The organism is Burkholderia pseudomultivorans (genome assembly GCF_001718415.1).
Taxonomy (GTDB): Bacteria; Pseudomonadota; Gammaproteobacteria; order Burkholderiales; family Burkholderiaceae; genus Burkholderia; species Burkholderia pseudomultivorans_A.
Map to the genome: position 1 here is coordinate 3,923,394 of NZ_CP013378.1, position 12,368 is coordinate 3,935,761.

At 69.3% G+C, this 12,368-nt stretch carries 8 protein-coding genes; 3 read left to right on the forward strand and 5 right to left on the reverse strand.

The window, feature by feature from the left end; all coding sequences use genetic code 11:
- Positions 1 to 85: 85 nt before the first annotated feature.
- Positions 86 to 1,366, forward strand: coding sequence for an O-antigen ligase family protein (locus tag WS57_RS30465; protein WP_069245248.1), 1,281 nt, complete (start codon positions 86 to 88; stop codon positions 1,364 to 1,366).
- A 128-nt stretch (positions 1,367 to 1,494) separates the two neighbouring features.
- On the opposite strand, the gene WS57_RS30470 is transcribed toward WS57_RS30465, so the two are convergent.
- The 3 genes from WS57_RS30470 to dnaE all read right to left on the reverse strand — a co-directional run bounded on the left by WS57_RS30470 (position 1,495) and on the right by dnaE (position 7,949).
- A complete protein-coding gene (locus tag WS57_RS30470) occupies positions 1,495 to 2,670 on the reverse strand; it encodes a glycosyltransferase family 9 protein (protein ID WP_009692955.1) in 1,176 nt (391 codons plus the stop codon).
- A gap of 416 nt (positions 2,671 to 3,086) precedes the next feature.
- Positions 3,087 to 4,160: a glycosyltransferase family 9 protein gene (locus WS57_RS30475; RefSeq protein WP_069245249.1), complete on the reverse strand. Its 1,074-nt coding sequence runs from the start codon at positions 4,158 to 4,160 to the stop codon at positions 3,087 to 3,089.
- Between the two features lie 255 nt (positions 4,161 to 4,415).
- A complete protein-coding gene (gene dnaE / locus WS57_RS30480; protein ID WP_059601333.1) occupies positions 4,416 to 7,949 on the reverse strand; it encodes a DNA polymerase III subunit alpha in 3,534 nt (1,177 codons plus the stop codon).
- A gap of 236 nt (positions 7,950 to 8,185) precedes the next feature.
- Here dnaE and WS57_RS30485 point away from each other — a divergent pair, with 236 nt between their 5' ends.
- Both WS57_RS30485 and gluQRS read left to right on the forward strand, forming a co-directional pair.
- On the forward strand, positions 8,186 to 9,040 hold the full coding sequence (locus tag WS57_RS30485) for a sulfurtransferase (RefSeq protein ID WP_069245250.1): 855 nt from the start codon (positions 8,186 to 8,188) through the stop codon (positions 9,038 to 9,040).
- 22 nt (positions 9,041 to 9,062) lie between these two features.
- A complete protein-coding gene (gluQRS, locus tag WS57_RS30490; RefSeq protein WP_059519578.1) occupies positions 9,063 to 9,956 on the forward strand; it encodes a tRNA glutamyl-Q(34) synthetase GluQRS in 894 nt (297 codons plus the stop codon).
- A gap of 128 nt (positions 9,957 to 10,084) precedes the next feature.
- On the opposite strand, the gene WS57_RS30495 is transcribed toward gluQRS, so the two are convergent.
- Together WS57_RS30495 and WS57_RS30500 are read right to left on the reverse strand one after the other, a co-directional pair.
- Positions 10,085 to 11,602 (reverse strand): DEAD/DEAH box helicase, encoded by a 1,518-nt coding sequence (locus WS57_RS30495; protein ID WP_081055823.1) that lies wholly within the window; start codon positions 11,600 to 11,602, stop codon positions 10,085 to 10,087.
- A gap of 318 nt (positions 11,603 to 11,920) precedes the next feature.
- Positions 11,921 to 12,301: an MliC family protein gene (locus tag WS57_RS30500; protein ID WP_009689218.1), complete on the reverse strand. Its 381-nt coding sequence runs from the start codon at positions 12,299 to 12,301 to the stop codon at positions 11,921 to 11,923.
- Positions 12,302 to 12,368 lie beyond the last annotated feature (67 nt).

Genomic DNA, 12,368 nt, shown 5'->3' on the forward strand with positions numbered 1-12,368 from the left:
CGGTTCGTCCCGCCGCGTGCCGCCCGGGACGCGCGGCGCGCAGCACGGTGCCCGCATGCCGCATTCGTCCATTCGACAGGTTCCGATGCTTTCGTTTTCCGCTTCCGCCACGCGGCGCCTGACCGCCGCCCGCGCCTTCGCCGTCATCGCACTCTGCATGGTGCCCGTCTCGACCGCGCTGACCAACGTGTTCTGCGGGCTGTTCGCGGCCGCGCTCGTGATCTCGCCCGAATTCTGGCGCGACCTGCGCACCTTCGTCACCGAACCCGCGTCGCTCGCGGCGCTGCTGATCCTGGCCGCGCTGACCGTCAGCGTCACCTATACGGTCGCGCCGCACGACAAGGCGTGGAACTGGGTCGCCAAGTACGACAAGCTGCTGCTGCTGCCCTTCGCCGCGCTCGCGTTCCGCCAGTCGAACTGGGCGCCGATCGTGCGGCGCTGCTGGTTCGGCACGCTGTGCGCGATCCTGCTGCTGTCGACGACCAACTATCTCGGGCTGACCGCGATCGGGCCCGCCCATGCGACCGAACTGCCGCTGTCGCGCGCGTGGGTGTTCAAGAACCATATCGCGGCCGGCATGTTCGGCGCGCTGCTGTTCTACCAGGCGGCCGACCTTGCGCTGGCGGCCCGCACCGCGCTGTCGCGCGCAGCGTACGCCGGCGTCGCCGCGTGGGCGCTCGTCAACGTGTTCGTGATGCTGCAGGGGCGCACCGGCCAGGTCGTCGCGCTGCTGCTGATCCTCGTCGTCGCCGTGCGTTTCGTGCTGCTGCTGCGCAAGCAGTCGGCGCTGCGCGCGGGGCTCGCCGCGGGCGCGCTGGTGCTGGCCGGCGCGGCGCTGGTGGTGGCCGCCTGCACGGTGCACGGCGGCCGGCTCGTGAAGGTCGCGTCGGAAGTGCAGCAGTACCGTCAGAGCGACGCGGCGACGTCGACCGGGCTGCGCCTCGAGTGGTACAAGAAGGGACTCGAGCTGTACCGGATGCGACCGGCGATCGGCTATGGCGCGGGCGGCCTCGAGTTCGAGTTCCAGAAGCTCGCGGCCGGCAAGACGGCAGCCGAAGGCCAGCTCACGTCGAATCCGCATAACGAATACATGCTGATGGCCGTGCAGCTTGGCTCGCTCGGCGTGCTGCTGTTCATCAACCTGATCGTGCAGATCGCGCGCGGCAGCCGCACGCTCGATCCGCGCTCGCGGCAGCTGCTGCTCGGGTGGCTCGCGATCTTCACGGTCGGCAGCCTCGCGAATTCGCTGCTGCTCGATTTCGCCGAAGGGCACCTGCTGGTGCTGCTCGCGGGCATCCTGCTCGGCTGCGGCGGCCGCGACGAAGCGCTGCCGCGCGAAACCTCGGCGATCCGGCGCAGCGCGTAATACCGGGTGCCGGGCGGGGCTATGTCGGCCCCGGCCCGTGCCCGCACGGGGCCGCTTCGACGTGGCTCCGGCTTCCCCCCTCCACCGCGGGCTCGTTCCCGCGACGCGATGACGCGCCCGGCGGTGCGTCAGTCCGATCCGCTGCGATGCAGTCGCGACGTGTCGACGACGGCTTCCGCGCCCGGCGGCTTGAGTCCGAGCATCTCGGCGGCCGCGGCCTTGACGCGCTGCGCGCCGAGATTGACGAGGCAATCGCTGCGGCTGTCGACGTGACGCTCGCAGCCCTCGTGCCGGCACGGCACGCAGTCGCCCTCGCCCTGGATCAGCCACACGTTGCCGTGCCGCCCCGAGCCGCGCAGCGGCCACGGATTCTCGGTCGCCGGCCAGTGCTGCGGCCACGGCCCCCAGCGCACCGGATCGGACGGCCCAAACAGCGCGATCGTGTCGGTGCCCGTCGCCGCCGCGACGTGCGTCGCTCCCGTGTCGGGCCCGATGAACAGCCGCGCGCGCCGCACGAGTTCCGCGCTCTCGCCGAAGCTCAACCGGCCGACCAGGTTCAGCACGTCGCCGCCGGCCTGCGCCGCGACCTGCTCGCCATACTCGCGCTCGCGATCGGCCGGACCGCCCGACAGCGCGACCGCGAAGCCGTGCCCGCGCAGCCAGTCGATCATCTCGACCCAGCCGTCGAGCCGCCATTGCTTGTAGCGGAACATCGGGTACGGATGCAGGACGACGAGCGGCCTGCCCTCGCGAAGCGCCGGCGACTCCGCGAGCCGCGCGTCGAAGCGCGCACGCCGCGCGGGATCGTCGCCGATGCCGGGCGCGACGACCTCGGATACCGGCTCGATGCCGATCACGGGCGCCAGCGCGAGCGTGCTGACGACCGTATGCGCGGACTCGTGGTGATTGATCGCGATCCCGTGCAGCATCATCCGCGTGAGCCAGGTGACGCGGTCCGGATCGACGAGGCCGACGCGCTTGCGGCCGGCGAACCAGCTGTAGAAGCGCGGCCGGTCGGAACTCAGCGCCGCGCACGCGAGGTCGTAGCGACGCCACATCGACAATGCATCGCGCAGGCGCTCGCGGAATCCCGCGCGCTGCGCGACGACGATCACGCGCCGCACGTCCGGGTTGTGCTCGAGCACGCCTTCGGTGCCGCGAAACACCAGCATGTCGATCTGCGCGTCGGGCCAGCGGGCCTTCAGCGAGCGCACGAGCGGCGTCGTCAGCAGCACGTCGCCGATACGGCGCGGCGCCGCGACGAGGATGGTTCTGGGCGGGCGGGCGGAGGAAAACAGGGCCACGGCAGTCGGTCCGTCTAGCTGGCTGAACAAGGCTGGCAATGTACAGGATTTTGCAGCAGCCGGCGCGGCACGGCGAACGCGGCGAACGCGGTGGCGCGGTGGCGCGGTGGCGCGGGGGCGCGGGGGCGCGGTGGCGCGGTGGCGCGGTGGCGCAGTGGCGCGGTGGCGCAGTGGCGCAGTGGCGCAGTGGCGCAGTGGCGCAGTGGCGCAGTGGCGCAGTGGCGCAGTGGCGCAGTGGCGCAGTGGCGCAGTGGCGCAGTGGCGCAGTGGCGCAGTGGCGCAGTGGCGCAGTGGCGCAGTGGCGCAGTGGCGCAGTGGCGCAGCGGATCGTACGCCGGTATGCGGCGGCGCGGTCGCGATGCCGGGCGAGCCGGGCTTGGCTTGGCTCGGCTCGTCCGCTGCGTCGCGCCCGCGTGCTACACGGCGAGCGCCTCGATCGCCACCGTCTCCGTCGCGTCGGTCTCCGGCACGGCGCATTCCACGGACTGCGCCAGCAGATCGCGCACCGCACGCTCGACCGCGTCGACGCCGATCGCATCGACGCTCGCGCCCGCCCGCAGGATCGCGTGCGGCACGCCGAGCGGATGCCAGCGCAGATACTTTTCCGGCCGGTCCTCGAACAGTGCGGCGACGGGCACGCGCAGCGCCGACGCGAGATGCACGGGTGCGCTGTCCGCCGACACGATCGCGTCGAGCAGGCTGGCGAGCGCCATCAACTCGCCGACCGACGACGGCACGACATGCCGCGCTTCCACGCCCTGCCATGCGTCGCACGCGCCCCCGTCCGCCGACGCGAGCGCGGGATCGCGAAACACGATCACGTCGACGAGCGGCGCGAGCCGCCGGCCGAGCTCGCGCCACCGGTCGGCGGGCCAGCGCCGTTCGGCGGCCTTGTTCGACACGAACAGGCCGACGCGCGGCTTCGTGCGCGGCCCGAGCCGATCGCGCCACGCCTGTTGCAGCGTGCGGTCGGGATGCACCGTCAGCACGAGCTCGTCGATCCCGACACCGCCGAGCTCGGGAACGAGCCGGAACCCCGACAGCGCCTCGTGCCAGATCGGCCGCGTCGTGACATGGTCGGGCTTGCGATCGTCGAATTCGGTATCGGCATCGTGCCAGCGGCAGTCCTTTGCGCCGAGCTGCCGCGCGAACTGCACGCTGCTGCGGTGCATGCCGCCGTTCGGCACGACCACGAGGTCGAACCGCAGGCGACGCAGGCGCCGGACCAGCCGCATGCGGTCGAGGAAGGCGCGCAGCCGGCCCGGCCGATCGTTGCGCTCGCACTGACGGCTGTACACGTACGTGTGAACCGCATCCACGTCCGGGTTGCCGGCCAGCACGGCCGCGTTGTAGCGGTTCGCGACCACATGCAGTTCCGAACCGGGCCAGCGCCGCTTCAACGCGCCGAGCAATGCCGTCGTGCACAGCATGTCGCCCAGAAAATCAATCCGGATCACGAGGATCCGTCCCGCCGAGTTCCCGTAGGCCATTGTTGTAATAGTGGCTGTCAGTTTTTTATCGTCGTGCGCCGCCTGCGGCACGCGCCTGTTGCGCGATGCCGGCGTCGCCGCGTGTGGTGGCGCGCGACCTCCGGTCTTTCCCCGCCGGATCGTCGCGCGCGCGACGGATTGTATAGCGTCAGGTTGACGCACCCAAGCACCGGATCACATGAAAAACGGCCCGCCGCATCGCACGATGGCGATGCGGCGGGCCGCTTGTCGCGACGCGTCAGGAACGGTACGCGATCAGTAGGTGATTTCGACCGTGCTGCCGTCGAAGGCTGCGCGCAGCTCCGCGAGCAGCGTGTCGCTCGGCTTCACGCGCCACGCATCGCCAAGCCGCATCTCGCCCTGCGCGCGCGCATTGCTGTAGTGGATCTGGACCGCGAGCCCGTTGGGCAGCGGCGGCTGCGGACGCCGGCCGCCGTCGCGTCCGCCGCCGCGCGGCGCGGGCGCCTCGACCGCGTTCGCCGCCGCCGGATCGTCCTTCGACACATGCGGCTCGAGCACGCGGCGCAATGCCGTCGCATCGGCATTGCCGTTCATCGTCAGCCGCACGGCCTGCGCGTAGCGGCTGCGCGCGCGTTCGAGGTCCATCACCGTATCGGCCGTGAAGCGAATGCCGCCGGTAAACGCATCGTTGCGCGCCTGCCCTTGTACGATCAGCAGTTCGTCTTCCTTGAACAGCGCCTTGTTCGCCTCGAACTGCTCGTTGAAGATCGTGATTTCGCACTGGCCGGTGCCGTCGTCGAGCAGCGCGATCAGCATCTTGCCGCGCTGGGTCATCTGCGTGCGCAGCGACGCGATGATGCCGGCGACGAGCTTGTCGCGCCCTTCCTTCAGCTCGCCGACCTTCTGCCGCACGAAGCGGCGCACCTCGTCGCGATACGCGTCGAACAGGTGGCCCGACAGGTAGAAGCCGAGCGCACCCTTTTCTTCCTGCAGGCGCCGCTTGTCGTCCCACGCGGGCTCGTCGACGAGCGCATGCGCGTGCGGCGACTCGGCGCCCATGTCGAACAGGCCGGCCTGCAATGCGTTTGCCTCGGCCTGGTCGGCCGCCTCCATCGCGAGCGGCACCGACGCGAGCAGCTGCGCGCGGTTCGTATTCAGCGAGTCGAATGCGCCGGCGCGGATCAGCGCCTCGATGGTGCGGCGGTTCACGATGCGGCGGTCGATGCGCTCGCAGAAATCGAACAGATCCGTGAACGGCTTTTCCTCGCGGGCGCGCAGGATTTCCTCGATCGCGTTCTGGCCGCTGCCCTTCACCGCGCCGAGCCCGTAGCGGATCGTGCGCGAGCGCTTGCCGTCGGCTTCGGCGACCGGCTCGAACCGGTAGTGCGACTGGTTGATGTCGGGCGGCAGCACGACGAGGTTGTTCACGATGCAGTCGTCGAACAGGATCTTCACCTTGTCGGTGTCGTCCATCGCGAGCGTCATGTTGGCCGCCATGAATTCGGCCGGATGGTGCGCCTTCAGCCACGCGGTGTAATACGCGAGCAGCGCGTACGCGGCCGCGTGCGACTTGTTGAAGCCGTAGCCCGCGAACTTCTCCATCAGGTCGAAGATCTCGTCCGACTTCTCGCGCGACAGCCCGTTCTTCGCCGCACCCTCGGCGAAGATCTCGCGGTGCTTGACCATCTCCTCGGGCTTTTTCTTGCCCATCGCACGACGCAGCAAGTCGGCGCCGCCGAGCGAGTAGCCGCCGATGATCTGCGCCATCTGCATCACCTGCTCCTGATAGACCATGATGCCGTAGGTCTCTTTCAGGACGGGTTCGACGCGCGGATCCGGATACTCGACCTTCTCGCGGCCGTGCTTGCGTGCGCAGAAGCTCGGGATCAGGTCCATCGGGCCCGGACGGTACAACGACACGAGCGCGATGATGTCCTCGAAGCGGTCGGGCTGCGCGTCCTTCAGCATGCCCTGCATGCCGCGGCTTTCCAGCTGGAACACGGCGACCGTGTTGGCCTTCTTGAGGATCTGGAACGACGCCGGATCGTCGAGCGGCACCTGCGACAGCGACCAGTCGGCCTTCGACGGATCGAGACGGCGGATGTAGCGCTCGGCCCAGTCGAGGATCGTCAGCGTGGTCAGGCCCAGAAAGTCGAACTTCACGAGGCCGACGGCTTCGACGTCGTCCTTGTCGTACTGGCTCACGACGCCGCCGTCGTCGCCCTGCGTGTACAGCGGGCAGAAATCGGTCAGCTTGCCGGGCGCGATCAGCACGCCGCCCGCGTGCATCCCGACGTTGCGCGTCAGGCCCTCGACGCGCTGCGCGAGGTCGAGCAGCTGGTGCACCTCGTCCTCGTTGTCGTAGCGCTCCTGCAGCTGCGGCTCTTCCTTCATCGCGTCGGCAATCGTCACGTGCTTGCCGGGCTTGAACGGGATCAGCTTCGCGACGCCGTCGGTGAACATGTAGCCGAGGTCGAGCACGCGGCCGATGTCGCGCACGGCCGCCTTCGCGGCCATCGTGCCGAACGTGGCGATCTGCGACACCGCGTCCGCGCCGTACTTCTCCTTCACGTACTGGATCACGCGGTCGCGGCCGTGCTGGCAGAAGTCGATGTCGAAGTCGGGCATCGACACGCGTTCCGGGTTCAGGAAGCGCTCGAACAGCAGGTTGTAGCGCAGCGGGTCGAGGTCGGTAATGCCGAGCGCGTACGCGACCAGCGAACCGGCGCCCGAGCCGCGGCCCGGCCCGACCGGCACGCCGTTGTTCTTCGCCCAGTTGATGAAGTCCGCGACGATCAGGAAGTAGCCCGGGAAGCCCATCTTCGTGATGGTCCCGCATTCGAACTCGAGCCGCTTGTAGTACGTGTCGCGCTGCGCGTCGCGTTCGGCTTCGTCCGGATACAGCTGCGCGAGGCGCTTTTCGAGCCCCTCCTTCGACAGCTGGACCAGGTAGTCGTCGAGCGACATGCCGTCGGGCGTCGGGAACAGCGGCAGCTTCGGCTTGCCGAGCTCGAGCTTCAGGTTGCAGCGCTTGGCGATCTCGACGGTGTTCGCGATCGCCGACGGCAGATCGGCGAACAGCGCGACCATCTCGTCCTGCGTGCGGAAATACTGGTCGGTCGTGAAGCGCTTCTGGCGCCGCGGGTTCGCGAGGATGTCGCCTTCGGAGATGCACACGCGCGCCTCGTGCGCGGTGAAATCGTCGTCGGTCATGAACTGCGTCGGATGCGTCGCGACGACCGGCAGCTTCAGCGACGCGGCGAGCGTCGCGGCCTGCTGGATGTACGCTTCCGCGCCGGGCTGCCCGTAGCGCTGCAGCTCGATGTAGAAGCCGCCCGGAAACACCTTCGCCCAGCGCTGCGCATGGCGGCGCGCGGCTTCCTCGTTGCCGGCCGCGAGCGCGAGGCCGATATCGCCCTGCTGCGCACCCGACAGCGCGAGCAGGCCCTCCGACAGTTCGCCGTCGAGCCAGCCCGGGTCGAGCTCCGCGCGGCCGCGATACTGGTTCGTGAGCCATGCCTTCGACAGCAGCTCGCACAGATTCAGGTAGCCGCGCTTGTCCTTCACGAGCAGCAGCAGACGCGACGGCTTGTCGCGATCGTCCGGATTGGTGATCCAGACGTCGCAGCCGGCGATCGGCTTGATGCCCTTGCCGCGGGCTTCCTGGTAGAAACGGACGAGGCCGAATGCGTTGCCGAGATCGGTCAGGGCGAGCGCGCCCTGGCCGTCCGCGGCCGCCGCCTTGACGATGTCGTCGAGACGCACGATGCCGTCGGCAATCGAGAATTCGGAGTGAACGCGAAGATGGACGAAGCGAGGATCTGACATGGGCGCTATTGTAGCCGCGTCGCCGCATCGGCTGCCCAAAAAATCCCCGCGCCGGCCGTTCGGCCAATGCACGCGACGCCGCGTCGCGGACCCGGCCGAACGGCAGAGTGCCGGCGCGTGCGCAGTTTGCGGGATAATACGGGTTTTCGAATCATCGCCCTGGCTTCGCACCCTTTTTTGCTGCGAGCCGCCGTGCGTCCGCCGCACGGCCGCGGCCGTTTTTGCGTCCGATCATCATGACCATCGTCAACCTCGCCGCCTATCATTTCGTGTCGCTCGACGCGAACGAGCAATGGCGCCCGCTCGTCACCGCCCGCTGCAACGAACTCGGCCTGCGCGGCACGATCCTGCTCGCCCCGGAAGGCATCAACCTGTTCGTCGCCGGCCCGCGCGAAGCGACCGACGCCTTCATCGACTACATCCGCCACGATCCGCTGTTCGAAGGCAAGTTCGCGACGCTGCAGTTCAAGGAAAGCCTGTCCGACTCGCAGCCGTTCCGCCGCATGCTGGTGCGCATGAAGCGCGAGATCATCACGATGAAGAAGCCCGCGATCAGGCCCGAGCTCGGCCGCGCGCCGTCGGTCGACGCGCGCACGCTGAAAACGTGGCTCGACCGCGGCCACGACGATGCCGGCCGCCCGGTCGTGATGCTCGACACGCGCAACGCGTTCGAAGTCGACGTCGGCACGTTCGACGACGCACTCGACTACCGGATCGACAAGTTCAGCGAATTCCCGGAAGTGATCGACGCAAACCGCGCCGATCTCGAAGGCAAGACGGTCGTGTCGTTCTGCACGGGCGGCATCCGCTGCGAGAAGGCCGCGATCCACATGAAGGAAATCGGCATCGAGAACGTGTACCAGCTCGAAGGCGGGATCCTGAAGTATTTCGAGGAAGTCGGCGGTGCGCACTATCACGGCGACTGCTTCGTGTTCGACTACCGCACCGCGCTGAACCCGCAGCTGCAGCCGACCGAGAACGTCACCTGCTTCGCGTGCCGCGCGGTCGTCACGCCGCAGGCGCAGCAATCGCCGAGCTACGTGCCCGGCAAGTCGTGCCCGGCCTGCGCGCAGGCGGCCAGCGCCGCGTAATCGCGCGCCGTCCCGCGCCCCGATGAACGGCTATCGCGGCCGCTTCGCGCCGTCGCCCACCGGCCCGCTGCATTTCGGCTCGCTGGTCGGTGCGCTGGCGAGCTGGCTCGACGCGCGCGCGCACGGCGGCGCCTGGCTCGTGCGCATCGAGGACATCGACGCGCCGCGCACGGTGCCCGGCGCGGCCGAGGACATCCTCGCGACGCTCGCGCATTTCGGCATGACGCCGGACGAGCCGCCCGTCTGGCAGAGCACGCGCGACGCCGCCTATGCGGCCGCGCTCGAACGGCTCGTCGCCGCCGGGCGCGTGTATCCGTGCGGCTGCACGCGCAAGGAAATCGCGGATTCGCTGCGCGCCGCACACGAGCGCCACACCACGCTCGCGTATCCGGGCACCTGCCGCACGGGCCTGCACGGCAAGCCCGCGCGCGCATGGCGGCTGCGCGTGCCGGACGGCGACGACGCGGTCATCGCGTTCGACGACCGCTGGCAGCACCGGCAGTCGCAGGATCTGGCGACCGAAGTCGGCGACTTCGTGCTGAAGCGCGCGGACGGACAGTGGGCGTACCAGCTCGCGGTCGTCGTCGACGATGCCGACGCGGGCATCACGCACGTGGTGCGCGGCGCCGACCTGCTCGACTCCACCGCGCGGCAGATCTATCTGCAGCGCTGCCTCGGCGTGCCGACGCCCGCCTATCTGCACGTTCCGGTCGTGGTCGACGCGAACGGCGAAAAACTCAGCAAGCAGACGGGCGCGACCGCGCTCGAACGCGACGATCCGCTGCCGGCACTGCAGGCCGCCGCCGCGCATCTGGGCCTGACGGCCGACGGCGCGCTGCCCGGCACCACGCTGGATGCGTTCCATGCGGCGGCCACGCAGGCATGGGCGCGGCGCTTCGGGCCGCAGGCCGGCTGAATCGGGCGCGATCGCGCCCAGCGTCCCCGCCTCATCCTCCGCCGCGCCAATAAAAAACGGGCACATGCCCACGCATGCACCCGCTTCTCCGGCGGCGCCTGCGCACCGCCCGTCCCGCTTCCGACGCCTCAGGCCGACGGCTTGCGCGGCATGCCGAACCCGCCGAGCAGCGCGGCGACCTGACGCTTCGGCCCCTTCTTTTCGGGCTGCGCGGCCTTCGTCTCCTCGGGCTGCTTCGTCGACGCCGACGGCTCGTACGGCTTCAGGAAGAAATCGTCGACCGGCGCCTCGTGGCGGCGATGATGGCCGCGTTCCGTCCCCGACGAGCGGCGTGCCGACGCGCCGCGATGCTCGTCGCGATCGCGTCGTCCACCGCGTTCGCCGCCGCGCTCGTCGTGACGATGACGCGCCGGCTTGTCGAGCGCGAGCGTCTGCACCTCGAGCGGACGCTTGATCAGCTTTTCGATATCCGCGAGCTGCTTGCGCTCGTTCGGGCTGCACAGCGACAGCGCATCGCCGGTCGCGCCCGCACGACCCGTGCGGCCGATCCGGTGCACGTAGTCTTCCGCGTTGAACGGCAGGTCGAAGTTGATCACGGCCGGTAGTTCGGCGATGTCGAGGCCGCGCGCGGCCACGTCGGTCGCGACCAGCGCCTCGATCTCGCCGCGCTTGAACGCGTCGAGCGCCTGCATCCGCTCGATCTGCGACTTGTCGCCGTGGATCGCCGATGCCACCACGCCGTCGCGCTCGAGATTGCGCGCGAGCCGGCTCGCGCCGATCTTGCTGTTGCAGAACACGATCACCTGCTTCAGGCCGCGATCGCGCAGCAACTGCACGACGGCTGCCTGCTTGTCGCCCTCCGCGACGTCGTAGACGATCTGCGTGACGTTCGCGTTGGTCGAGTTGCTGCGTGCGACCTCGATCGTCTGCGGATTGCGCAGGTAGGTCGACGCGAGCTTCTTGATTTCCGGCGAGAAGGTCGCCGAGAACAGCAGCGTCTGGCGCTCCTTCGGCAGCAGGTTCAGGATGCGCTGCAGATCGGGCAGGAAGCCCATGTCGAGCATCCGGTCGGCTTCGTCCAGCACGAGGATCTGCACCTGGCCGAGATTCGCCGTCTTCTGCTGCACGTGGTCGAGCAGGCGGCCCGGCGTCGCGATCAGGATCTCGACGCCGCGGCGCAGCTCGGCCATCTGCGGATTCATGTCGACGCCGCCGAACACGACCGCGCTGCGCAGCGAAGTGTGCTTCGCATACGCGTGCACGTTCGCGGCGACCTGGTCGGCCAGTTCGCGCGTCGGCGTGAGGATCAGCGCGCGCACCGGATGGCGCGCGGGCGAGGCGCTGGTGTTGGCCTGCGGCAGCAGGCGCTGGATGATCGGCAGCGAGAAGCTCGCGGTCTTGCCGGTGCCCGTTTGCGCGGCGCCCATGACGTCGCGGCCGGCGAGCACGACCGGAATGGCCTGCGCCTGGATCGGCGTCGGCGTCGTATAACCCTGCTCCGCAATGGCTTTCAGGATGTCGGCGGCAAGGCCGAATTGATCGAAGGTTGCGTCGACAGGCTTGGCGACAGAATCGGACATGGTGGCGTTTCGCTCAAAAGGCGCGGCGGGGACATCGTGCGTCAGGCCGGCCGGGCCTGCGCTCATCACATTTCGGAAGTAGACGGAGCCGCGGCGCGCCGCGCGGCGCCGCTCTGGCGCTTGGGACCGGTTCGATTCGAACGCCGGGCACCAGGCCGTGCGGACTCCGTTCGGCGCGAATGCCGGCGGAAAGGGCCGTATTGTAGCACTGCGCAGCAATCTGTCCGTGACAACGCCGCGAACGGCCGATGCGGCGGCCCGCCCGGCCGGCGGGCGCGTCCGTGCGCGATCGCGCGTTCGCCGCTGCACCGGCGACGACGGCCGGCGGAAGGAAACGGCCCGCAGTGTTCCAACCCTGTTTCTCGGGCCGCTGCGCGCGGTCGATCAGCCCTTCTTCTTTTTCTTCTCGACCTGCACGCAGTCGCTGAGCAGCGGCGGCGACTTCTGGTCGGCGATTTCGTCGCGCAGCGTCGCTTCCTTGCCCTTCGTCCACCATGTATAGCGGCCGGCCTGATAGCGCACGCCCGATGCCGACACGGTATCGACGAACAGCAGCCGCTGCCCGTTGACCGGCACCAGCGCGAAGCTCTGGCCGTTGCCCGCGAGCCAGTACGACACGCGCACCGGCTGCGTCTGGTTCGCGCACTGGTAGACGGCGTTCTGGCGCGAATCGGCGTCGATCTCCTCGACGGTCAGTTGCGCGGCGTGCGCGACGGAAACGGCGGTGCCGGCCAGCGCGAGCGCGGCAAGGGTCTGGCGAATCATGCAGGTCCTCTCACGAGACGGGTGTGGATGCGCACCGCTCGCGGCGCGCGGTTGTTCTTGGTCGGGT

Coding starts and splice junctions, on each gene's coding strand:
- WS57_RS30465 (WP_069245248.1), top strand. CDS start 86: ATGCTTTCGTTTTCCGCTTCCGCCACGCGGCGCCTGACCGCCGCCCGC.
- WS57_RS30475 (WP_069245249.1), bottom strand. CDS start 4,160: ATGGCCTACGGGAACTCGGCGGGACGGATCCTCGTGATCCGGATTGAT.
- dnaE (WP_059601333.1), bottom strand. CDS start 7,949: ATGTCAGATCCTCGCTTCGTCCATCTTCGCGTTCACTCCGAATTCTCG.
- WS57_RS30485 (WP_069245250.1), top strand. CDS start 8,186: ATGACCATCGTCAACCTCGCCGCCTATCATTTCGTGTCGCTCGACGCG.
- gluQRS (WP_059519578.1), top strand. CDS start 9,063: ATGAACGGCTATCGCGGCCGCTTCGCGCCGTCGCCCACCGGCCCGCTG.
- WS57_RS30495 (WP_081055823.1), bottom strand. CDS start 11,602: ATGAGCGCAGGCCCGGCCGGCCTGACGCACGATGTCCCCGCCGCGCCT.
- WS57_RS30500 (WP_009689218.1), bottom strand. CDS start 12,301: ATGATTCGCCAGACCCTTGCCGCGCTCGCGCTGGCCGGCACCGCCGTT.